Source organism: Flavonifractor sp. An91, assembly GCF_002159225.1.
Classification (GTDB): Bacteria; Bacillota; Clostridia; order Oscillospirales; family Oscillospiraceae; genus Flavonifractor; species Flavonifractor avicola.
In genome coordinates, this window is record NZ_NFHA01000009.1 from 23,750 (window position 1) to 45,838 (window position 22,089).

General features: G+C 61.3%; 21 protein-coding genes. All 21 read left to right on the forward strand.

Annotated elements, in window-relative coordinates; all coding sequences use genetic code 11:
• Positions 1 to 4: 4 nt before the first annotated feature.
• On the forward strand, positions 5 to 1,075 hold the full coding sequence (locus B5G42_RS07310; RefSeq protein WP_206406167.1) for an S-layer homology domain-containing protein: 1,071 nt from the start codon (positions 5 to 7) through the stop codon (positions 1,073 to 1,075).
• Between the two features lie 275 nt (positions 1,076 to 1,350).
• Positions 1,351 to 2,622, forward strand: coding sequence for a replication-associated recombination protein A (locus B5G42_RS07315; protein WP_087187886.1), 1,272 nt, complete (start codon positions 1,351 to 1,353; stop codon positions 2,620 to 2,622).
• Positions 2,623 to 2,698: 76 nt separating this feature from the next.
• The gene (locus tag B5G42_RS07320; protein ID WP_242961158.1) at positions 2,699 to 3,670 is read left to right on the forward strand and encodes a M23 family metallopeptidase; all 972 of its coding nucleotides are present in this window, start codon (positions 2,699 to 2,701) and stop codon (positions 3,668 to 3,670) included.
• Between the two features lie 15 nt (positions 3,671 to 3,685).
• Positions 3,686 to 4,252 (forward strand): site-2 protease family protein, encoded by a 567-nt coding sequence (locus tag B5G42_RS07325; RefSeq protein ID WP_242961159.1) that lies wholly within the window; start codon positions 3,686 to 3,688, stop codon positions 4,250 to 4,252.
• Between the two features lie 138 nt (positions 4,253 to 4,390).
• Positions 4,391 to 4,732, forward strand: a complete 342-nt coding sequence (gene rplS, locus B5G42_RS07330) for a 50S ribosomal protein L19 (protein WP_087187964.1) — start codon at positions 4,391 to 4,393, stop codon at positions 4,730 to 4,732.
• Positions 4,733 to 5,099: 367 nt separating this feature from the next.
• Positions 5,100 to 7,094, forward strand: coding sequence for an amidohydrolase family protein (locus B5G42_RS07335; RefSeq protein ID WP_087268505.1), 1,995 nt, complete (start codon positions 5,100 to 5,102; stop codon positions 7,092 to 7,094).
• A gap of 135 nt (positions 7,095 to 7,229) precedes the next feature.
• The gene (gene ylqF, locus B5G42_RS07340; protein ID WP_087268509.1) at positions 7,230 to 8,084 is read left to right on the forward strand and encodes a ribosome biogenesis GTPase YlqF; all 855 of its coding nucleotides are present in this window, start codon (positions 7,230 to 7,232) and stop codon (positions 8,082 to 8,084) included.
• A gap of 14 nt (positions 8,085 to 8,098) precedes the next feature.
• The gene (locus B5G42_RS07345; RefSeq protein WP_206406168.1) at positions 8,099 to 8,704 is read left to right on the forward strand and encodes a ribonuclease HII; all 606 of its coding nucleotides are present in this window, start codon (positions 8,099 to 8,101) and stop codon (positions 8,702 to 8,704) included.
• Entirely contained in the window at positions 8,701 to 9,072 is a 372-nt protein-coding gene (locus tag B5G42_RS07350; RefSeq protein WP_087268515.1) for a YraN family protein, read from the forward strand. The genes B5G42_RS07345 and B5G42_RS07350 overlap by 4 nt, the downstream gene beginning before the upstream one ends.
• Positions 9,073 to 9,086: 14 nt before the next feature.
• Complete coding sequence (locus tag B5G42_RS07355; RefSeq protein ID WP_087268517.1) at positions 9,087 to 10,031, forward strand: dipeptidase; 945 nt, start codon at positions 9,087 to 9,089, stop codon at positions 10,029 to 10,031.
• Positions 10,019 to 11,506 carry a threonine synthase gene (gene thrC, locus B5G42_RS07360; RefSeq protein ID WP_087268519.1) on the forward strand — a complete coding sequence of 496 codons (1,488 nt, stop codon included), beginning with the start codon at positions 10,019 to 10,021 and terminating at the stop codon, positions 11,504 to 11,506. The genes B5G42_RS07355 and thrC overlap by 13 nt, the downstream gene beginning before the upstream one ends.
• Positions 11,507 to 12,187, forward strand: a complete 681-nt coding sequence (locus tag B5G42_RS07365) for a metallophosphoesterase (RefSeq protein ID WP_087187895.1) — start codon at positions 11,507 to 11,509, stop codon at positions 12,185 to 12,187.
• A gap of 118 nt (positions 12,188 to 12,305) precedes the next feature.
• Positions 12,306 to 13,739 (forward strand): trigger factor, encoded by a 1,434-nt coding sequence (gene tig / locus B5G42_RS07370; RefSeq protein ID WP_087268522.1) that lies wholly within the window; start codon positions 12,306 to 12,308, stop codon positions 13,737 to 13,739.
• 120 nt (positions 13,740 to 13,859) lie between these two features.
• On the forward strand, positions 13,860 to 14,441 hold the full coding sequence (locus B5G42_RS07375; RefSeq protein ID WP_087187897.1) for an ATP-dependent Clp protease proteolytic subunit: 582 nt from the start codon (positions 13,860 to 13,862) through the stop codon (positions 14,439 to 14,441).
• Between the two features lie 94 nt (positions 14,442 to 14,535).
• Positions 14,536 to 15,849: an ATP-dependent Clp protease ATP-binding subunit ClpX gene (gene clpX / locus B5G42_RS07380; RefSeq protein WP_087268525.1), complete on the forward strand. Its 1,314-nt coding sequence runs from the start codon at positions 14,536 to 14,538 to the stop codon at positions 15,847 to 15,849.
• Between the two features lie 108 nt (positions 15,850 to 15,957).
• Positions 15,958 to 18,357 carry an endopeptidase La gene (gene lon / locus B5G42_RS07385; RefSeq protein ID WP_087268529.1) on the forward strand — a complete coding sequence of 800 codons (2,400 nt, stop codon included), beginning with the start codon at positions 15,958 to 15,960 and terminating at the stop codon, positions 18,355 to 18,357.
• A 45-nt stretch (positions 18,358 to 18,402) separates the two neighbouring features.
• The gene (yihA, locus tag B5G42_RS07390) at positions 18,403 to 19,002 is read left to right on the forward strand and encodes a ribosome biogenesis GTP-binding protein YihA/YsxC (protein WP_087187900.1); all 600 of its coding nucleotides are present in this window, start codon (positions 18,403 to 18,405) and stop codon (positions 19,000 to 19,002) included.
• Complete coding sequence (locus B5G42_RS07395; protein WP_087268531.1) at positions 18,999 to 19,751, forward strand: fumarylacetoacetate hydrolase family protein; 753 nt, start codon at positions 18,999 to 19,001, stop codon at positions 19,749 to 19,751. The genes yihA and B5G42_RS07395 overlap by 4 nt, the downstream gene beginning before the upstream one ends.
• 105 nt (positions 19,752 to 19,856) lie before the next feature.
• Positions 19,857 to 20,552, forward strand: a complete 696-nt coding sequence (locus tag B5G42_RS07400; protein WP_087268534.1) for a tyrosine-protein phosphatase — start codon at positions 19,857 to 19,859, stop codon at positions 20,550 to 20,552.
• A gap of 3 nt (positions 20,553 to 20,555) precedes the next feature.
• Positions 20,556 to 21,266 carry a site-2 protease family protein gene (locus tag B5G42_RS07405; RefSeq protein ID WP_087268535.1) on the forward strand — a complete coding sequence of 237 codons (711 nt, stop codon included), beginning with the start codon at positions 20,556 to 20,558 and terminating at the stop codon, positions 21,264 to 21,266.
• A 1-nt stretch (position 21,267) separates the two neighbouring features.
• Positions 21,268 to 22,089, forward strand: coding sequence for a segregation and condensation protein A (locus B5G42_RS07410; RefSeq protein ID WP_343286693.1), 822 nt, complete (start codon positions 21,268 to 21,270; stop codon positions 22,087 to 22,089).

Sequence of the window (22,089 nt, forward strand, 5' to 3'; positions counted from 1 at the left end):
GATCATGAAACGAATTGCATCTCTAGCCCTTTCCCTGGCATTGCTGCTGGGCTGCCTGCCTACTGCCATGGCGGTGGAGGACGGCCCCTCTCCCTGGGCGGAAGAGGAGGTGAGCCGTGCGGTGGAGGTTGGCCTGGTGCCCCAGTCCCTTCAGGAGGATTGGCAGCAGCCTATGACCCGAGGCGAGTTTGCCATGATGGTCATCCGCTATCTGGCCGTGACCTATGGCCGAACCGATGAGCAGCTGGTCAACGACTATATGACCTACTGCCCCGACCGCAACGACGAATTCTGGGGGGAGGAGGACTTCGGCGACGGGCTGACCTGGTGGCAGCGGTTCTCCGATGAGAAGAGCGGCTCCTGCTTCACAGATCTGCCCACGGGAGAGCAGCGAGGCTATATCCAGGCTGCCTACCACATGGGCCTGGTCAACGGCAAGGGGGACGGCACCCTCTATGACCCGGAGGGTACCATTACCCGGCAGGAGGCGGCCTGTCTGTTGGCCCGGGTCTATCAGAAGCTGGACCCGGAGGACCACCGGATTGCGCTGTACAGCGGCTATACCGACTATAGCGAAATGGCCATCTGGGCCATAGACAGCATTGCTTCCGTGGTGGGACTGGACATCATGGGAAGCACCTCTACCTCCGCGCTGACCTTTGACCCGCTGGGCACCTACAGCCGGGAGCAGGCGGCAGTTACCTTCCTGCGGCTGTATAAGGACGCCCCGGTGAGTGCCACCAAGGGCAACGTGATCAATCTGGAGGAGGCGGCCTATCAGCAGGAGCTGTGGGAGGTGTTCCACAAGGGCGACCCCGGCACCAACATCCCGGAGTTCCAGGCGGATACGCCCTGGGGCACCGTCCTGGCCATCCGCCACCGGAATATGATGCATTTTTCCGAGGAACTGCTGGTCATCTACCGGGACGGACGGGTGCAGGTGCTGTCGGCGGCCAAGATAGGCTCTGACTGGTCGGTGAACGACAGCCAGGACACGTTTTCTTACACAGTAGACGGGGTGCAGTACCAGCTGGACCTGACAACCAGGCAGGTGACCCCGCGCTCCGGGAGCTGAAACATCCCGTGGGACGGGAATTTTCCCGCCCCGTTCCCTTTACGAATACTCGAACGCGTGTTAGAATGGAGCGGAAGTAATTCCGCTCCATTCTGCTTGGACTGAGGAAGGAACCTCCGGGGTTAAGGTTTCGGAGGGAAAGATAGTGTGAAAGAAAACCGTCAGGGTTGTCTTTCGCGTTCAGTCAAATACATTTTGAACCTTTGTGAAAGGTTCAAAATGGCATGGAGCGGAAGTAATTCCGCTCCATTCTGCTTTTAAGGGAGGTCGTTCCCATGACATACCGGCCTTTGGCGGACGAGATCCGGCCTCAATCTCTGGACGAGGTGGTGGGCCAGCGCCACATATTGGGGGAGGGAGGGTTGCTCCGCCGCATCATTGAGGGAGGCAACATCCCCAATCTGGTGTTTTACGGCCCATCGGGCACCGGCAAGACCACGGTGGCTAACATCATCGCCAAGCGCACCAACCGGCCCCTCCACCGGCTCAACGCCACCACCGCCTCCATCTCCGACATCAAGGAGATCATGGCTCAGATCGGCACCATGCTGGCCCCCGACGGGGTGCTGCTCTACCTGGACGAGATCCAGTATTTTAATAAGAAACAGCAGCAGTCTCTGCTGGAGTTCATGGAGAACGGCAAGATCACCCTGATCGCTTCTACCACCGAGAATCCCTACTTCTATGTCTATAACGCGGTGCTCAGCCGCTCCAGCGTCTTTGAATTCAAACCCCTCACCGCCGCCGACGTGCTGCCCGCCGTGGAGCGGGGCATCCGACTCATGGGGGAGCGGCTGGAGGGCGAGGTAGTGTGCGAGGAGGGCGTGAAGGAGCATATCGCCTCCGCCTGCGGCGGGGACGTGCGCAAGGCAATGAACGCGGTGGAGCTGCTCCTCAACTCCGCCAAGCGGGAGCAAGGAAAGCTCCTTGTCACTCTGGCCGACGCCCAGACGGTGGCTCAGCGCTCCGCCATGCGGTATGACCGGGAGGGGGACGACCACTACGACATTGCCTCCGCCCTGATGAAGTCTCTGCGGGGCTCCGACCCGGATGCCGCCTGCCACTATCTGGCCCGGCTGCTGGAGGCGGGGGACCTGATCACCGCCATCCGGCGGCTGCTGTGCTCGGCCAGCGAGGACGTGGGCATGGCCTATCCCCAGGCGGCCCTCATCGTTAAGGCTCTGGTGGACAACGCCCTCCAGCTGGGCCTGCCTGAGGCACGGCTGCCGTTGGCCCAGGCGGCCATTCTGCTGGCCACCGCCCCTAAATCTAACTCGGTGTACAAGGCTATTGCCGCTGCCCAGGCTGACATCCGCAAGGGCAAGACGGGGGACTATCCCCGGCACCTCCAGAACGTCCACGCCGATTCGGCCGGGATGGAGCGGGAGCAGGGGTACCTCTACCCCCACGATTTCCCCAACCACTGGGTGAAACAGCAGTATCTGCCCGACGCCCTGGCGGGCAGTCACTATTATCAGTACGGAGATAACAAGGTGGAACAGGCCGCCAAACGCTACTGGGACGCCATCATGGGGGGCAAACCTTAAATCGGGTTGTCCGCATAAACCACTGCTCTGCCGCATATAGATAGCCCACACTCATACAGAAGGGATGCGGGCCGGCATGAGAGAGCAGCGAAGCAGAGTTGCCAGCAGAAGAACGGGACAAAAGAAGGGAAAAACAGTGCTGGGCCCACGGGAGAGGCGGCGGATCACCCAACTGGTGGTCTGCCTGGCACTGTTTTTGGCGGTATTCATTGGAAAAGGGATCTTCCCGGAGCGGATCGCCGACCTGCGGGAGCAGGTGTTGGGACTGCTGCGGGGGGACACGGATTTTCAGGCGGTCTTTGCCGACCTGGGCCAGTCTATCTCCAAGGGAGAGCCGATGTTGGATACCCTGGGGGATGCCTGGAGCCAGATGCTGGGCGGGGAAGAGGCCAAGACCGGCGGAACGGCGGGGGAGAACGCCCTCTATGCCGCCCAGGCTGCCTGGCTCAGCGGCTTTGGCCGTCAGGAAGGCACCGGGACCCTGGGGCTGAAGATTGACCCCCAGGCTACCCCGGCGGTGGCCGCCACACCGGCGCCCCAGCCGGAGGTCACCCCAGAGCCGACTCCCACTCCTGAACCGGCGGTGGAGCACGTGGACTACACCGGTCCCGCTCTGCCGGACAACACCTCCATGGATAAGTACCGGCTGGATGTGGGGGAGACAGTGAGCCCGGTGATGGGGGTGCTCACCTCACCCTTTGGCTGGCGGGAGCACCCGGTGGACGGGGAGGAGAAGTTCCACAACGGGGTGGATCTGGCGGTGAACACCGGTACCCAGGTCAAGGCCTTTGCCGACGGAGTGGTAGACTATATTGGCGACGACCCCGATCAGTACGGCCTCTATCTCCAGATCAGCCACGCCAACGGGGTGAAGAGCTTTTACGCCCATTGCAGTCAGCTGCTGGTCAGTCAGAGCCAGACGGTGAAGGCAGGGGACACGGTGGCCCTGTCCGGCGACACCGGCAATACCACCGGACCCCATTTGCATCTGGAGCTGCGGTTCAACGGGGTGCGGATCAATCCCATCTACTATATCGAGACCAACTGAATGAGATGGGGGCGTGTGGAGATCACGGCAGGGGCCCTGCTGCTGTGGGCCCTGCTGTACTATCTGGACAGCGGGGGGTTGGTGCTCCAGGCTTTGGCGGCCTGCGCCCTCCATGAGCTGGGCCATTATGCCGCCATCCGGCTGCTGGGAGGCAGAGTGGCCCGGCTGAAACTCTCCTGCGTGGGGGCGGAGATGGCCCTGTCTGCACGCTGTCCCCTGGGCCCCGCCCGGGAGCTGGCGGCCACCCTGGCTGGACCGGCGGTCAATCTGTTGTGTGCCTGGATCTGTTCTGGACTGGGGGAGGCCTGGTGGTGCTTTACCGGCCTCCATCTGGCTCTGGGCCTGTTTAATCTGCTGCCGGTGGGACCGCTGGACGGAGGCCGGGCGCTGAACTGCCTGCTGACCCTGGCGGGCAGGGAGGACTGGGCACAGCCGGTGGTGGGCCTGCTTTCCGTTGGGCTGTCCATGGGCCTGACCATGGGGGCGCTGTTGCTGTGGCGGGTAGGGGAGGGCAACCTGACCTTGCTGCTGGTTGCTCTGTGGCTGTCCGCCATCCCGCTGCGGAAAACCAAGAAAAAATGAAAAATCTGCTTGCAATTTGTGGTGGGGCATGATATACTATCTCGGACTCAATAAAGGGCGGTCCTCTGCGGCTGCTGTCCAGAGAAGGACGGCGGGAATATGGCCGGTAAGAACGCCTATCAACAGGAGGAAAATCAAATGGATCTTATGCAGGCTTTCAGCGCCAAGTATCAGAAGGCTGAGCCCCCCGTGGCCAATGTGGGCGACACCGTCCGTGTGCACGTGCACATCAAGGAAGGCAACCGCGAGCGTATCCAGGTCTTTGAGGGCACCGTGATCGCCAAGAAGCACGGCGGCATCGAGGAGACCATCACTGTTCGCCGCGTGTCCTACGGCGTTGGTGTGGAGAAGGTGTTCCCCATCCACGCTCCCGCTGTGGACAAGATCGAGATCGTCCGCAAGGGTAAGGTGCGCCGCGCCAAGCTGTATTATCTGCGTGACCGCGTGGGTAAGAGCGCCAAGGTTAAGGAGCGCATCTAATCGCATTGGATTTATCCGAAAAAGGAGAGAGGCAGTTGCCTCTCTCCTTTTTTTATGTCTAAAAGTGGTTAGAATATGCAAACTATTTGCCATCTTGCACAAAAATGCATTTCCAAATTGAGAACGACGAAGTTTGATATTCTTGTTTTGGTTATAATTCATAAAGAAACTGAAATATTTTTAAGGTTTTTAAATGGTTTCAGACAGAATAGAGGAATACAGAGGCATAAATGGACTTTTTAAAAACCGTCTTGCAAAAGAAAATGCTTCATGATACGCTACAGGCAAGAGCAAGAGGAAAGGAGGATAGGCCCAATCGCACACACCGGGAAACTGAGAAAGAAGAATCAAATAGGAGGCGAAATTCATGTCACGCAAAGGCTTTGGACGCATTCTTGGCACGATTTTGGCACTTACCATGCTTCTCTCCCTCTTCCCCGCCTCTGCGGCGGCACCCGAAGCTGCCGACAGTGTATACCGCAACGGCAATATTTATACGGTGGATGAGGAGTTCACCGTGGCCAGCGCCATTGCCGTCAAGGGCGACCGGCTGGTCTATGTGGGCGATGAGGCCGGTGTGGAGGCCTACATCGGCGCCGGCACCAAGGTGGTGGATCTGGGCGGCAACACCGTGATCCCCGGCCTGATCGAGGGCCATATGCATATCAACGGTCTTGGCGAAAGCCTGCTTCAGATCGATGCCTTCTGGAAACCCAAGGAGGACATTCTGGCCGCGGTGAAGGAGGCGGCCGACGCGGCCCAGCCCGGCGAGTGGATCCGCGGCCGGGGCTGGATGAACACCGTGTGGGAGGACAGCGACTATCCCACCAAGGAGGAGCTGGACGCGGTGGCCCCCAACAACCCGGTGTACCTCACCCGGGCGGACGGCCATATGTGCTGGGTGAACTCCATGGCTTTTGAGCTGGCGGGCATCACGAAGGATACCCCAAATCCCCAGGGCGGCGAGTATCTGAAGACGGAGGACGGAGAACTGCTGGGCTGTGTGACCGATACCGCCATGAGTCCGATCAGCGCCCTGCTCCCCGCGTTCTCCATCGAGGAGCAGAAGCAGGCCCTGCTGCTGGCCCAGGATCAGCTGTTCTCCTACGGGCTCACTTCGGCCATGAACGCCGGCACCTCCGTGGAGACCCTGAACGAGGTGTACAAGCCCCTGTATGAGGACGGCAGTCTGAAGCTGCGCGCTTATATTCTGATGTCCCTGTCCTCCACCGAGGGGGCTCAGGCCGATTATCTGCGCAACAATAAGCCTCAGGACGGTCTGTATAATGAACACATGGACGTCCGGGCGGTCAAGCTGTTCAGCGACGGCTCCCTGGGGGCCCGCTCCGCCGCCATGCTGGAGGAGTACAGCGACCGGGCCGGTCATCTGGGCAATTACAGATCCTCCGACGAGGAGATGTACCAGCTGGTGAAGCTGGCCTATGATAACGGCTATCAGACGGGCAGCCACGCCATCGGCGACGGCGCCAACCACCAGCTGCTGGACGCCTATGAGTGGGTGATGGAGGAGAATCCCAGAGAGGATCCCCGCCTGCGCATCGAGCACTTCCAGATCCTGACCCTGGAAGACATCCAGCGGGCCATTGATATGGGGGTCCTGCCCTCCATGCAGACCACCCACGCCACCTCCGATATGCTGGTGGCCGAGGACCGCATCGGCGCCGAGCGGCTGAAGGGCGCCTACGCCTGGCGCACCATCATTGACAGCGGCAGTATCATCATCAACGGCTCCGACGCCCCCGTGGAACTGGTCAATCCCTACCATGGCCTGTATGCCGCGGTCACCCGCAAGGACCGTCTGGGCGAGCCGCCCGAGGGCTGGCATGCCGAGCAGTGCATGACCCGGGAGGAGGCCCTGCGCTCCTTCACCATCTGGGCGGCCTACGGCGAGTTCAACGAGGACATCAAGGGCTCCCTGGAGGTGGGCAAGCTGGCCGACCTCGTGGTGCTGGACCGCGATATTATGACCTGCCCCGAGGAGGACATCAAGGACACCCAGGCCCTGATGACGGTTTCTGGCGGCGAGGTAGTCTTTACCCGGGACAACAGCAAGCCCACCATTATGTGGAACGGCCTGCCCCTGACCTTTAACAGCCCCTTCTACACCGAGCCCGGCACGATTTATGCGCCGCTGAGCGATCTGGCCAACGGCCTGACCGCCACTGTGACCCGGGACGGCTCCAAGGCCACCATCACTGTGGAGGACAAGACCGCTGAGGTGGAGATCAAGACCGTCAACGGTGTGGAGTATGTGGGTGTGCGCGCCCTCTTTGAGGGTCTGGGCCGCAACGTGACCTGGTACGGCCTCAGCTCCTGTGTCTCTGTCGGCTGGCTCAAGTAAATTCTCTGTTCCGCAAAGCGGCTCCGGATTGATCCGGAGCCGCTTTTTTGTGCGTGTTTGCTCTTTTCAAACTACTATATCTTGTGTATAATGGAGCATAAAATCTATTCTAACCGAACCAAAGGAGGCGGGAGCATGAATATCCAATGGTATCCCGGCCATATGACAAAGACCCGGCGGCAGATCCAGGCGGATCTGAAGCTGGTGGACCTGGTGGCGGAGATCATCGACGCCCGTATTCCCATTTCCAGCCGCAACCCGGATATCGATGAGATCGTGGGCGATAAGCCCCGGCTCATCATCCTTAACCGGGCGGATCAGGCCGACCCGGCCATGAATAAGGTGTGGGGGGACTGGTTCCGCCAGCGGGGCTGGTGGGTCATGGAGACCAACGCCCGGGACGGCAAGGGAGTCAACCAGTTCTCCACCGCCATTAAGTCTGCCCTGAAGGACAAGATCGAGCAGTGGAAGGCCAAGGGCCTGGTGGGCCGCCCTGTGCGGGCCATGGTGGTGGGTGTGCCCAACGTGGGCAAGTCCACCTTCATCAATCAGGTGGCCAAAAAGAAGTCCGCCAAGGCGGGCAACAAGCCCGGCGTCACCCGGGGCAAGCAGTGGGTCAACGTGGACCCGGGCCTGGATCTGCTGGATACCCCCGGTATCCTGTGGCCCAAGTTTGAGGACGAGATCACCGGAATGCACCTGGCCTTTACCGGCGCAGTGAAGGATGAAATCATGGACCGGGAGACCCTGGCCTGCCACCTGATGGAGATTTTGGGACAGCGGTATCCCCAGGCCATCACCGACCGCTACAAGGTGGAGTCCCAGCCCGGCCTGGCCGGTTGGGAGCTGCTGGAGGCCTGCGGCCGCAAGCGGGGCTTCTTGATCTCCGGCGGCGAGGTGGACACCGAGCGTATGGCACGGGTGCTGCTGGAGGAGTACCGCAGCGGCAAGCTGGGTAACTTTACCCTGGAGACCCCCCAAGAGGTGTAAAGGAGATATACTGTATGGATCTGTGGGAACTAGAGCGGGACTGCTGGGCCCAGGGCCATGAATTGGTATGTGGCTGCGACGAGGCGGGGGCAGGTCCCCTGGCCGGCCGAGTATATGCCGCCGCGGTGATCCTGCCCCGGGAGTTGCTGATCCCCGGCCTCAACGACTCCAAAAAGCTGACCCCTAAAAAGCGGGATCAGCTCTACGATCTGATTATAGAGCAGGCCCAGGCCTGGAGCGTGGCATGGGTAGAGGCAGAGGAGATTGATGAAACCGATATCCTCAGCGCCCGGATGAACGCCATGCAGCGGGCCATTGACGGCTTGAGCGTCAAGCCCGACTTCGCCCTAATCGACGGTAACCGGGACCATGGAAAGCACGGAGCCGTCACCACGCCCCACGCAACAGTTGTAAAGGGAGATTCCCTGTCGGCATCTATTGCCGCCGCCTCCATTCTGGCCAAGGTGAGCCGGGACCGGTACATGGAGGAGATGGCGAAACAGTACCCCCAGTACGCCTTTGAGCAGCACAAGGGATACCCTACAAAACTCCACTATGAGCGGCTGCGGCAGTACGGGCCCTGTCCCATCCACCGCCGCACCTTCCTGAAAAAGCTGTGAGCGGGGGAGAGGCCAAGCTGCTGGGCCGTTGGGGGGAGGCCAAGGCGGCGGAGCTGCTGCGGCAGCGGGGCTATACCATCGTTGCCGCCGGTTATCACTGCCGATTTGGAGAAATCGACCTGATTGCAACGACTGACAAGTATTTATGCTTTATAGAAGTGAAGCTGCGGAAGAATGATTCCTTCGCCCCCGGACGGGCGGCGGTGGACCGGCGGAAGCAGCAGAAGCTGCGTACCACGGCGGAGTGCTGGCTGGCGGAGCACCCTGACATGGGGCTTCAGCCCCGGTTCGACGTGGCGGAGCTGTATGCGCCCCAGGGCATGGCTACCCGGGAACCGGAGTTTCACTATTGGGAAAATGCGTTTTAAAGGAGGCGGGTGCCTTGCCGGAGATCGACGTCTTTGACGGACACTGTGATACGGTGCTGAAATGCTGCCTGGAGGGGGGCGGCTTTGGCCGCAATTCCTATCATGTGGATCTGGAGCGGGGGAGAGCCTTCCGCCGGTACGCTCAATTCTTTGCCCTTTTTGGTCAGCCGGAGGATTTCCCCGGGCTTACACCCCGGGAGACCTTTGAGCGGGAATACCAGCTCTTTTCCCGGGAAATGGAGGCCAACGCCTCTGTGATTACCCACTGCCGGACGGCAGAGGAGGCGGAGAAGGCCTTCGCCGCCGGGAAGATGGCCGCCTTCCTGTCTGTAGAGGGGGCGGAGCTGCTGGACTGTTCTGTGGAACGGCTGGAGGAGGCCTGTGCTTTGGGTGTCCGGGCGGTCAATCCCACCTGGAACCGGGCCAACGCTCTGGGCGGCACCAACGCAGAGGACACCGACAAGGGCTTGACCGTTCAGGGAAAGGCCTTTGTCGGCAAAGCGGAGGAGCTGGGAGTGCTGGTGGATGTGTCCCATCTGTCCGACCCGGGCTTCTGGGATGTGGCGGATACCCTGTCCGGTCCCTTTTTTGCCAGTCATTCCAACAGCCGGTCTGCGTTTTCTCATCCCCGGAACTTGACCGACGGGCAATTTACTGCCATAATAGAGCATGGCGGCGTGGCGGGACTGAACCTCTACGCTGAGTTTGTGGGCGGTAAGGCGGATCTGGAGGCCATTGCCGCCCATCTGGACCACTGGCTGGAGCTGGGGGGCGAGAAAAACATCGCCCTGGGGGGCGATCTGGACGGATGCAGCCCCCTGGCCGGCAGCATGGCCGGAGTCCAGGACTATGAACGGCTTTACCACTTCCTGCTGGAGCGGGGCTACGGCCTGGCCCTGGTGCAGGATCTGTTCTTCAATAATCTGATGAGGGTAGTGAGCAAAGTATGTACTATGTAAGCACGAGAAACAAACAGGACCGCTGCACCGCAGCTCAGGCCATTGCCCGGGGACTGGCCGCCGACGGCGGCCTCATGACCCCCGAGGTATTCCCCAAGCTGTCTCCCAACGGCCTGAATACCATGCGGGATATGTCCTACCAGCAGCGGGCGGTCTTTGTGATGAACTCCTATCTGGACGACTTCACCTCCTCCGAGCTGACCTCCTTTGCCAGCAAGGCCTACGGCGGCGCCAAGTTTGACGTACCTGAGGTGGCTCCTGTCCGGCAGGTGGACGACAAGACCTACTGCTTGGAACTGTGGCACGGCCCCACCTGTGCCTTCAAGGACATGGCGCTGCAGATGCTGCCTTACCTGCTCACCGCCTCCCTGAAGAAGAATCAGGAGTCCAAGACGGTGTGCATTCTGGTGGCCACCTCCGGCGACACCGGTAAGGCTGCCCTGGAGGGCTTCCGGGACGTGGACCGCACCCGCATTCTGGTGTTCTATCCCAAGGACGGCGTGTCTGCTATCCAGGAGCTGCAGATGAACACCCAGGAGGGCGGCAACGTGGGAGTCTGCTCCGTAGTGGGCAACTTTGATGACGCCCAGACCGGCGTGAAGAAACTCTTCTCCGACGAGGCCCTGCGGGAGCAGCTGGCAGAGCGGGAGTATTTCCTGTCCTCCGCCAACTCCATCAACTGGGGCCGGGTGCTTCCTCAGATCGTCTACTATATCTCGGCCTACTGCGACCTGCTGCGAGACGAGAAGATCAACAAGGGGGACCCCATTAACGTCTGCGTCCCCACCGGCAACTTCGGCAACATCCTGGCGGCCTACTACGCAAAGGAGATGGGCGTGCCCATCAACAAGCTGATTTGCGCCTCCAATGCCAACAACGTGCTCACCGACTTTATCCGCACCGGTCAGTACGACCGCAACCGCACCTTCTACAATACGATGTCCCCCTCCATGGACATCCTGATCTCCTCCAACCTGGAGCGGATGCTCTTTGCCCTGAGCAACCATGACGACGCCGAGGTGCGGGGCTATATGAACCAGCTGAACACCGTGGGAATGTATAAGGTAAGCCCCGCCATCCAGACCAAGCTCAGCCGCATCTTTGCCGCCGGCTGCTGTGATGATGCCCAGACCCAGAAGGTCATCGGTCAGATGTGGCAGGAGCACAAGTATCTCATCGATCCTCACACCGCCGTTGCCTTTGACGTGCTGGATCAGTATCGGAAGGAGACCGGCGACGAGACCCCCGCCGTGGTGGTGTCCACCGCCAGCCCCTTCAAGTTCTGCGACAGCGTGCTGGGCGCCTTGGGCGTCACCGAGCTGGCGGAGGGCACCGCTATCCTGGATCAGCTGGCCGAGCTCACCGGCGTGCCCGTGCCTGCTCCTCTGGCTGCCCTCAAGAATAAGAGCGTGCGCTTTAACCAGACCGTCTCCAAGGAGCACATGGTGGACCAGGTGCTGGAGATGCTCAAGTAAATGGCCCTGTTTGTCATTGGCGATACCCACCTCTCCCTGGCCTCCAATAAGCCCATGGACGTGTTCGGCGGCGGCTGGGAGGGCTATGTGGACAAGCTGCGGGAGGGCTTTCAGGCGGTAGGCCCGGAGGACACGGTGGTGCTGTGCGGCGATCTGTCCTGGGGTATGAGCCTGGAGGAGGCGGAGGCCGACTTCGCCTTTCTGGACAGCCTGCCCGGCGTCCGCAAGCTGATGCTCAAGGGCAACCATGACTACTGGTGGAATACCGCATCCAAGATGAACCGCTTTTTTGCCGAGAAGGGCTTTTCTACCCTGAAGATCCTCCACAACAACTGCTACGAATACGGTGAGTACGCTCTGTGCGGCACCCGGGGCTGGTTTTACGAGGAAAAAGGGGACCAGAAGGTGTTCAACCGGGAACTGATCCGGCTGGAGGCCTCTTTAAAGGCGGCGGGGGAGAGAAAGAAGTTATGTTTTCTCCACTACCCGCCCCTGTATCAGGGCTACCGCTGTGCGGAGATCATCGCACTGCTTGAAAAGTATGAGGTGGAGGCCTGTTATTACGGCCATCTGCACGGCGGAAGCCACCGCTTGGCGGTGGAAGGAAAGTACGGTCCGGTGGTCTATCATCTGGTGGCGGCGGACTATGTGGGGTTCCAGCCCCAAAAAATCCTGGAATAATTGAAAAAAACTATGGCAATTTCCGCGCACATCTGATAATATATAACGGATAACGCGAAAGCTGCCCCGTCCTGGACCCCTGTCCGGGCCCCGGGGCTGACAGGAGGAAGTTAACAAGATGAATGTCAAAAGCGTCGAGAAGCAGGAAAAGAGCGCCGTTCAGCTGGTCATCGAGATCGGCGGCGAGGAGTTTGAGGCCGCGGTCCAGAAGGCTTATCTGAAGCAGCGCAACAAGATCAACGTGCCCGGCTTCCGGAAGGGCAAGGCTCCCCGGAAGATCATCGAGGGTATGTTCGGCTCCGGCGTGTTCTATGAAGATGCCATCAACGAGCTCTATCCCAAGGCCTATGCCGATGCCGTGGAGCAGGAGAAGCTGGACGTGGTGTCCTGGCCCAACGTGGAGGTTCTGGAGGCCGGCAAGGACGGCCTGACCTTTAAGGCCACCGTCACTGTCCGTCCCGAGGTGAAGCTGGGCGAGTACAAGGGCCTCACCGCTGAGAAGGAAGAGGTCAAGATCACCGACGAGGACATCGACAACGAGCTCAAGCCCTACATCAACCGCGCCAGCCGTATGGTGACCGTGGAGCGTGAGGCTCAGAACGGCGACACCGTGGTCATCGACTTCGAGGGCTTCAAGGACGGCGTTCCCTTCGACGGCGGCAAGGCCGAGGGCCACAGCCTGGAGCTGGGTTCCGGCGCCTTCATCCCCGGCTTTGAGGATCAGCTGGTTGGCACCAAGGCCGGCGACGAGAAGGACGTGAACGTCACCTTCCCCGAGGACTATCACGCCGAGGATCTGGCCGGCGCCCCCGTGGTGTTCAAGGTCAAGGTCCACGAGGTCAAGGAGAAGCAGCTGCCCACCGTGGATGACGAGTTCGCCAAGGATGTGTCCGAGTTTGACACCCTGGAGGCCTTCAAGAAGGATCTGGCCGACAAGCTGACCGAGCGCCGTGAGGCCCAGGCCAAGCGCGCCTTTGAGGCCGCTATCATGGAGCAGGTCATGGACAACATGGAGGTTGAGATCCCCGACGCCATGGTGGCCTACGAGACCGACCAGATGGTGGAGGATATGGCCCGCCGCATCCAGGCTCAGGGCATCCCCTTCGAGCAGTATATGGCTATGACCGGTATGACCATCGACATTGTCCGCTCTCAGGCCGCCGCCGCCGCCATGGAGCGGGTGCGCCGTGACCTGGCTCTGGGCGCCGTTGTGGCTGCTGAGAACATTGAGATCAGCGACGAGGACCTGGAGGCCGAGTATAAGCGCCTGGCCGACGAGTACCACATGGAGCTGGATCAGGTGAAGGCCGCCGCTCCCGCTGAGGACGTGAAGAAGGGTCTGGCCATCCAGAAGGCCGAGCAGGTCATCTATGACAGCGCCAAGGTGGGCAAGACTCCCGCCAAGAAGAAGACCACCAAGAAGAAGGCTGAGGAGGCCGAGGGTGAGGCTGCCGAGGGCGAGGAGAAGCCCAAGAAGCGCCGCACCACCAAGAAGAAGACCGAGGAGGCTCCCGCTGAGGAGGCTCCCGCTCAGGAGAAAACTGAGGAATAAGACGCCGTGAGGCGGGCATACTTTGAGGTAAGCCTGCCCAAGGGTGGGGATGGTCCGGGGCCCGGGTCTCTGAGAGGGAGGCCCGGCGCCCCGACATCAGAATAAAGGAGTTTCGCAATCATGAGCTTAGTACCCTATGTAGTGGAGCAAACCAATCGGGGCGAGCGGTCCTACGACATTTTCTCCCGCCTGCTCAACGACCGCATCATCTTCCTGGGCGAGGAGGTCAATGCCACTACCGCCAGCCTGGTGGTAGCCCAGCTGCTCTACCTGGAGGCCCAGGACCCGGACAAGGACATTCAGTTCTATATCAACAGCCCCGGCGGCTCCGTCACCGATGGTATGGCCATCTATGATACCATGCAGTACATCAAGTGTGATGTATCCACCATCTGCATCGGTATGGCGGCCAGCATGGGGGCCTTCCTGCTCTCTTCCGGCGCCAAGGGCAAGCGCCTGGCACTGCCCAACGCGGAGATCATGATCCATCAGCCCTCCGCCGGCACCCAGGGCCAGATCACTGATATGGCCATCCACCTCAAGCGCCTGGAGATCATCAAGAAGCGTATGAACCAGATCCTGGCCGACAACACCGGTAAGAATGTAGCGGAAGTCACTGCCGCCTGTGAGCGCGACAACTTCATGTCCGCTGAGGAAGCCAAGGAGTTTGGCCTGATCGACAAGGTCATCTATTCCCGGTAATCTGCGGGGGAGCGGGGAGGAAACGCCCCGCTCCCTTTCCGGCTTTTTACCTGCTCCCATCTGCAACCAATCCAGAGTACGACGAGGTAACGATATGCCAAAAAACGACGAGCGCAAAAGCGTACGCTGTTCCTTTTGCGGCAAGCACCAGGACCAGGTGGCCCGCATCATCGCCGGCCCCGGGGCCTATATTTGTAATGAGTGCGTCCACCTGTGCATGAGCATTCTGGACGACAACTACGACCCGGAGGAGGCCCTGTCCCCCGATATCCCCGATGTGATCCCCACTCCCCGGGAGATCCGGGATGTGCTGGACCAGTATATCATCGGCCAGGAAGACGCCAAGGTGGCCCTGTCCGTGGCGGTATACAACCACTATAAGCGCATCTACTTCGGTGGCGGGGAGGATGTGGAGCTCCAGAAGAGCAACATCCTGCTCATGGGCCCCACTGGCTGCGGCAAGACCCTGTTTGCCCAGACCCTGGCCCGCATCCTGAAGGTGCCCTTCGCCATTGCCGACGCCACCACCCTCACCGAGGCGGGCTACGTGGGCGACGACGTGGAGAACATCCTGCTGCGTCTGGTCCAGGCCGCCGACTACGACATTGAGCTGGCCGAGCGGGGCATCATCTATGTGGATGAGATCGACAAGATCGCCCGTAAGAGTGAGAACACCTCCATCACCCGCGACGTGTCCGGCGAGGGTGTGCAGCAGGCCCTGCTGAAGATTCTGGAGGGTACCGTGGCCAATGTGCCCCCCCAGGGTGGCCGCAAGCACCCCCATCAGGAGTTCATCCAGATCAACACCAAGAACATCCTCTTCATCTGCGGCGGCGCCTTCGACGGCATGGAGAAGATCATTGAGCAGCGTCTGGACAAAAAGACCATCGGCTTCGGCGCCGAGATCCAGAGCAAGAAGGAGAAGGATACCGCCATCTTCAAGGAGGTCCAGCCCCACGACCTGCTGAAGTTCGGCATCATCCCCGAGCTGGTGGGCCGTCTGCCGGTGATCACCACCCTGAACGCCCTGGACAAGGACCAGCTGGTGCGCATCCTCACCGAGCCCAAGAACGCCCTGGTGAAGCAGTACCAGAAGCTGCTGGAGTACGATATGGTGGATCTCACCTTTGACACCGCCGCCCTGGAGGCGGCCGCCGACAAGGCTATTGAGCGTGGTATCGGCGCCCGCGGACTGCGGGCGGTGCTGGAGGAAGTCATGACCCAGGTCATGTACGACGTGCCTTCCGATCCCACCATCACCAAGGTGACCATCACCGCCGAGAGCGTCAAGGACCATGTGCCTCCCACGGTGGAGCACGACCCGGAGCGCACCCACCGGCCCAGGCTGGGCGGCGCGTCCCTCCGTGCCGAGCACGGCGGAAAGGCCCCAAAGGGCAACGTGTCCTGAACAGAACAGCCATAAGACCAATATAGGAGACAGGAACCGGGAGACTGGGCAGGACCGGCCGCCCCCGGTCCTGTCTCCTGTTTCATATTCCCGAGAGGAGGGAAGTCCATGCAAACCAATCTGCCCGCGGTCATGCCCGCCCTGGCCCTGCGGGGCCTGACCATTTTTCCCAATATGATGCTCCACTTTGACGTGGGCCGGGAGGCCTCCATCAAGGCCCTGGACGAGTCCATGACCTCCGGCCAGCCTATTTTCCTGGTGGCCCAGCGGGACATGGCGGTGGAGGAGCCTAAGGAGGCCGACCTCTACCGGGTGGGTACTATCAGCACCGTCCGCCAGATTCTCCGCCTGCCCGGCGGTAATGTGCGGGTGATGGTGGAGGGCGTCAGCCGCGGACGGCTCCAGTGCCTGACCCAGACCACGCCATACTTCACCGCCCAGGTGGAGGAGATCCCGGAGGAGACCACCTTCCGCCGCTCTGCCCGCACCGAGGCGCTGATCCGTCAGACCTACGAGCTGTTTGAGAACTACATCGACCTGGCCCCCAAGATGACTCCCGACATTCTGCTGTCGGTGCTCTCCAGCGAGGAGCCGGGCTATATTGCCGACTACATCGCCCAGAACCTGCCCATGCGCACCGGGGACAAGCAGGCCATTCTGGAAGAGTTGCGCCCCGTCCGCCGGCTGGAGAAGCTGTGCCAGAACCTCCGCCGGGAGGTGGCCATTCTGGAGCTGGAGCACCAGATGCAGGACAAGGTGCGGGACCAACTCACCCGGAGCCAACGGGACTATGTGCTGCGGGAGCAGCTGAAGGTCATCCAGCAGGAGCTGGGGGAGGACGGCCAGGGGGACAGCGAGCTGGAGGAGTACCGCCAGCGTATTGCCCAGGCCAAGCTGCCCCAGGAGGTGGCGGACAAGCTGACCAAGGAGCTGGGCCGGCTGGAGAAGCAGCCCTTCGGCTCCGCCGAGGCTACCGTGCTGCGCAACTACCTGGACACTGTGCTGGAACTGCCCTGGGGCAAGTATACCAAAGAGCGGGTCAACGTGGAGGCCGCCCGGAAGGTGCTGGATGGGGACCACTACGGCCTGGAGAAGGTAAAGGAACGTATCCTGGAGTTCCTGGCCGTCAAGCAGCTTTCTCCCCAGATGAAGGGGCAGATCATCTGCCTGGTAGGCCCGCCCGGCGTGGGTAAGACCTCCATTGCCACCAGCGTGGCCCACGCCATTCATCGGAATATGGCCCGCATCTCTCTGGGCGGCGTCCACGACGAGGCTGAGATCCGGGGCCACCGCAAGACCTATGTGGGGGCTATGCCCGGCCGCATCATTGCCGCCATCAAGCAGGCCGACAGCTGCAATCCGCTGCTGCTGCTGGATGAGATCGACAAGCTGGGCAACGACCAGCGGGGCGATCCCGCCTCCGCGCTGCTGGAGGTGCTGGATGCCGAGCAGAACGCTACCTTCCGGGACCACTTCCTGGAGGTGCCCTTCGATCTGTCCGACGTGCTCTTCATCACCACCGCCAACACCCTGGACACCATCCCCAAGCCCCTGCTGGACCGGATGGAGGTCATTGAGCTGAGCAGCTACACCGACGAGGAGAAGGTGGAGATCGCCAAGCGCCACCTGATCCCCAAGCAGATCAAGCGCCACGGCCTGACAAAGGCCAAGTTCAAGCTGTCCGACGACGCACTGCGTACCCTCATCCGGGGTTACACCCGGGAGTCCGGTGTGCGTATCCTGGAGCGGCAGATCGGCGCCCTGTGCCGTAAGGCCGCTATGCGCCTGGTGACAGGAACTGTAAAGTCGGTCAGCGTTACAGAGAAAAATCTGGAGGAGCTGTTGGGCATTCCCCGGTATCACCCCGACCACATCCCCCAGACCGAGCAGGTGGGCGTAGTCAATGGTTTGGCCTGGACCAGCGTGGGAGGAGAGATCCTGGAGGTGGAGGTGGCCGTGGTGCCCGGCACCGGCAAGGTGGAGCTTACCGGCAACCTGGGCGACGTGATGAAGGAGTCTGCCCATGCCGCCCTGACCTATATCCGCAGCCGGGCCGCCCAGCTGGGCATTGAGGCCGACTTCCACAAGACAAAGGATCTCCATATCCACTTCCCGGAGGGAGCGGTGCCCAAGGACGGCCCCTCCGCCGGCATCGCCATCACCACCGCCATGGTGTCCGCCCTCACCGGGCTGCCGGTCAAGACGGAACTGGCGATGACAGGCGAAGTTACTTTACGGGGCAGAGTGCTGCCCATCGGCGGCCTGAAAGAAAAGACCATGGCCGCTTACCGCAACGGCATCCGCACCGTTCTCATCCCGGCGGACAATGAGAAGGACCTGGAGGAGATCGATCCCACCGTCAAGGCGGGCCTGCGGTTCGTGCCTGTGGAGCAGGTGGATCAGGTGCTGGCTGAGGCTCTGGACCTGAAGGTATGTGAACCTGCCCAGCCGCTGGCCCAGCCCCACACCGGGGCCCAGACCGCCGAGCGGCCCAATCTGCGCCAGTAAGACGGGGGCAAACCCCCGCTGCGCATACACATTTGGGAGGTAATTATGCCCATCAATCTGCAAAAAGCGGAATTTGTCCGCTCCGCCGCCAAGGCGTCTGATTTTCCCCGGGACCGGCTGGCCCAGGTGGCCTTTGCCGGCCGCTCCAACGTGGGCAAGTCCTCAGTGATCAACCGGCTCCTGAACCGGAAGAACTTTGCCCGGGTGGGCGCAGCCCCCGGCAAGACCACCCACATCAACTACTTCCTCATCGACTCCGCCTTCTATCTGGTGGACCTGCCGGGCTACGGCTATGCCAAGGTGTCCCTGGCGGAGAAGCAGCGGTGGGGCCGGCTCATGGAGGAGTGGTTTGCGGACAACTCTCTGATGACACTGGGGCTGATGATCGTGGATTCCCGCCACAAGCCCACCGCCGACGACTGTACCATGGCTCAGTGGTTCAAGAACAGCGGGAAGCCCTTTGCCGTGGTGGCCAACAAGCTGGACAAGCTGCGCAAGAGCGACATCGAGCCCAATCTGGCCCGCATCCGGGAGACCCTGGAGCTGGATGATAGTGTAAAGGTAATTCCCTTTTCGGCTGAGAAGGGAGATGGAAAACAGGAACTGCTCAATCTGATTCTGGACCACGCGGAGGGACTGGCATGAGATATGTGAAGCTGCTGCGGGACGGCAAGGGCGTATGGGGTGTGCTCCAGGGGGACCTGGTGCGCACCCTGACCAAGCCTCCCTTTGAGGAGATCTGCTACGACGGGGAGAGTCTGCCTCTGGAGGCCTGCCGCCTTCTGGCCCCCTGCGAGGCCACCAAGATCGTGTGCGTGGGCAAGAACTACTACGACCACGCCATGGAGATGGGGGAGGGGGTACCTGAGCAGCCCATCCTCTTCCTGAAGGCCCCCAATACCCTCAACCACCCCGAGGGAACCGTCCACGCCCCCGCCTTTGTGGAGCGGCTGGACTACGAGGGGGAGCTGGCCTTCGTCATCCGCCGCCGGGCAAAGGATGTAAAGGCAGAGAACTTTGCAGACTATATCCTGGGCTACACCTGCCTCAACGATGTCACCGCCCGTGACGTGCAGAAGGGGGACGGCCAGTGGACCCGGGGCAAGAGCATGGACGGCTTTGCCCCTCTGGGCCCCGTGGTCACCGACGAGGTGGACCCCGACGCTCTGGCCATCGAGACCCGGCTTAACGGGGTGGTGGTCCAGCAGGGGAACACCAGCCAGTTCATGACGGCGGTGCCTCAGCTGCTGGAGTTCATCACCGCCTCCATGACCCTGGAGCCCGGCGACGTGGTGACCACCGGCACCCCGGCAGGGGTGGGACCCATGGCCCCCGGTGACACCGTGGAGGTGACCGTTCAGGGCATCGGTACCCTGCGGAACCACATCATCTGAGCAGAGGCCGGACCGGCTGGGCAAACCCGCCGGTCCGGCTTGTGTTTTTCGGGAAAATTTGATATAATCGGAATCAAATTATGGACAGAACTGAGGTGAAATGGAATGGAGCGGCGAATCGTGCTGGGGAAGATGCTCAACCTGCGGGATCTGGGCGGCTACCCTACGGCGGATGGGAGGACCACCCGGTGGGGCGTTCTGCTGCGGGGGGACAAACCTATGGGATTGACCGACGCCGATGTCCAGCTTCTGCTGGAGCGGAACATCACTACTATCATCGACCTGCGCAGCCCGGCGGAGGCGAGACAGTTCCCTGACGAACTGACGGCCCGTTCCGGCTTCTCCTGCCATTTCATTCCCATGTCTACCGGCGAGAAACTGCCCAACGAGGAGGAGCTCATCGGCCTGGGCTATTTCCGCACCTTGGAGCGGAAGGACACCATACGCTCGGTGCTGGAGACCATCGCCGACGCACCCGGTGGCGTGCTCTTCCACTGTATGGCAGGGAAGGACCGCACCGGCTGCATCGCCGCCCTGCTGCTCACTCTGGCGGGAGTGGACCGGCTGGATATCCTGGCCGACTATCAGGTGTCCCAGACCTATATCCGCCCGGTGATCCGGTGGATGCGGGAGACCCGCTCCGACCTGCCCGCCTATGTGGGCCTCTCCAAGCCGGAATATCTGGAGGATTGCCTGGAGAGGTTGGAGGGGGCCTACGGCTCTGTTTTGGACTATCTGTATGCCGCCGGACTGACCGATCCGGTACTGGACCGGCTGAAACGCAAACTGTTGGAGGAATGACCATTGGGTTCTCTGCGTGAATTTGCCCAGCATATGGACTGGTGGGGACTTGTGACTCTGTTCATCAGCGCCGTGGCCGCCCTGCTGTGCATTACCCTGCATGAGCTGTCTCACGGCTTTGTGGCCTACCGGCTGGGGGACCCCACCGCCAAAAACGCCGGGCGGCTCACCCTCAATCCCATCAAGCATCTGGACCTCATCGGCCTTTTGATGATGGTGGTGGTCAAGGTGGGCTGGGCCAAGCCGGTGCCGGTGGATATGCGCTACTTCAAGCATCCCAAACAGGGTATGGCCATCACCGCCCTGGCGGGACCGATAGCCAACTTCCTCACCGCCCTGGCGGCGGTGGCTCTGGCCTCCGTTGTCTGGCACTTCGCCCCCATCAGCAAGGGCAGCCTGCTGGCCCTGTGTTTCCTGTCCAATATGGCCCTGCTGGGGGTTGGCATGGGGCTGTTCAACCTGATCCCCATTTCCCCGCTGGACGGATCCAAGATCCTGTTCGCCTTCCTGCCCGACAGGACCTACTATACCATCCTCAAGTATGAGAAATATGTGATGGGCCTGCTCATCATCCTGGTGCTGCTGGGGGTGTTCAACAAGCCCCTGACCTTCCTGATGGTCCAGTGCCTGCGGGGGCTGTGCGCCATCACCGGAATGCCGCTGGAATGGCTGCTCTATCTCCAGGACGTTTCCACTATTCTGAACCTGTTTTGAGGTGAGTGCCATCGAAACGCCCATTTACCATCTGGAAAAAGTGGTCAAGAACCGGGAGGATATGGAGGACTTCAACGGTCCCCTGGACCTGATCCTCCATCTGCTGAGCAAGAACAAGATGGAGATCAAGGACATTCAGATCTCCCTGATTCTGGACCAATATCTGGCCTGGATGGACCAGCGGCGGCAGCTGGACCTGGAGGTGGCCAGCGAGTTCGTCACCATGGCGGCCCAGCTGGTCTACATCAAGACCCGGATGCTGCTGTCCATCCACGATGAGGAGGCCCTCACCGAACTGGAACAGCTGATGGCCTCCCTGGAGGAGCATCAGCGGCGGGAGGACTATGTCCGTATCAAGGCGGTGGTGCCCACCCTGTCCGACCGCTATGCGGTGGGGCGGGACTACCTGACCAAGCCGCCGGAGGCCATCCAGGCGGACAAGACCTACCGCTACGTCCACAAGCCTGAGGACCTGCTGAAGGCCATGAAGTCGGTCCTGGCCCGGACCGACCACCGACTGCCGCCCCCTATGGCCGCCTTCGAGGGCATCGTGGGCCGGGAGCCCTACCCGGTGGCCGACAAGGCCGACGAGATTCTGGAGCGGCTGGCCCGGTTCGGGGTCACCCGGTTTTCCGCCCTGTTCCGGGGCAACCGGAGCCGGTCGGAGATCGTGGCCACCTTCATTGCTGTGCTGGAACTGTGCAAGGCCCGGCGGGTGCGCCTGGCCGGGACGGAGCAGGACTGCACCATCACCAGCACCGGGGAGGGCGGGGAAGAGCCCGACTACTCCACCGATGTTTATGAGCTGTCAGACGGGGGATAA

Excerpts from the sequence above, each read along its gene's own strand:
- clpX (WP_087268525.1), top strand. The coding sequence starts at position 14,536 with ATGCCAAAAAACGACGAGCGCAAAAGCGTACGCTGTTCCTTTTGCGGC.
- B5G42_RS07400 (WP_087268534.1), top strand. The coding sequence starts at position 19,857 with ATGGAGCGGCGAATCGTGCTGGGGAAGATGCTCAACCTGCGGGATCTG.
- lon (WP_087268529.1), top strand. The coding sequence starts at position 15,958 with ATGCAAACCAATCTGCCCGCGGTCATGCCCGCCCTGGCCCTGCGGGGC.
- B5G42_RS07345 (WP_206406168.1), top strand. The coding sequence starts at position 8,099 with ATGGATCTGTGGGAACTAGAGCGGGACTGCTGGGCCCAGGGCCATGAA.
- yihA (WP_087187900.1), top strand. The coding sequence starts at position 18,403 with ATGCCCATCAATCTGCAAAAAGCGGAATTTGTCCGCTCCGCCGCCAAG.
- B5G42_RS07310 (WP_206406167.1), top strand. The coding sequence starts at position 5 with ATGAAACGAATTGCATCTCTAGCCCTTTCCCTGGCATTGCTGCTGGGC.
- B5G42_RS07365 (WP_087187895.1), top strand. The coding sequence starts at position 11,507 with ATGGCCCTGTTTGTCATTGGCGATACCCACCTCTCCCTGGCCTCCAAT.
- B5G42_RS07335 (WP_087268505.1), top strand. The coding sequence starts at position 5,100 with ATGTCACGCAAAGGCTTTGGACGCATTCTTGGCACGATTTTGGCACTT.
- rplS (WP_087187964.1), top strand. The coding sequence starts at position 4,391 with ATGGATCTTATGCAGGCTTTCAGCGCCAAGTATCAGAAGGCTGAGCCC.
- ylqF (WP_087268509.1), top strand. The coding sequence starts at position 7,230 with ATGAATATCCAATGGTATCCCGGCCATATGACAAAGACCCGGCGGCAG.
- B5G42_RS07320 (WP_242961158.1), top strand. The coding sequence starts at position 2,699 with ATGAGAGAGCAGCGAAGCAGAGTTGCCAGCAGAAGAACGGGACAAAAG.
- B5G42_RS07375 (WP_087187897.1), top strand. The coding sequence starts at position 13,860 with ATGAGCTTAGTACCCTATGTAGTGGAGCAAACCAATCGGGGCGAGCGG.
- tig (WP_087268522.1), top strand. The coding sequence starts at position 12,306 with ATGAATGTCAAAAGCGTCGAGAAGCAGGAAAAGAGCGCCGTTCAGCTG.
- thrC (WP_087268519.1), top strand. The coding sequence starts at position 10,019 with ATGTACTATGTAAGCACGAGAAACAAACAGGACCGCTGCACCGCAGCT.
- B5G42_RS07395 (WP_087268531.1), top strand. The coding sequence starts at position 18,999 with ATGAGATATGTGAAGCTGCTGCGGGACGGCAAGGGCGTATGGGGTGTG.
- B5G42_RS07315 (WP_087187886.1), top strand. The coding sequence starts at position 1,351 with ATGACATACCGGCCTTTGGCGGACGAGATCCGGCCTCAATCTCTGGAC.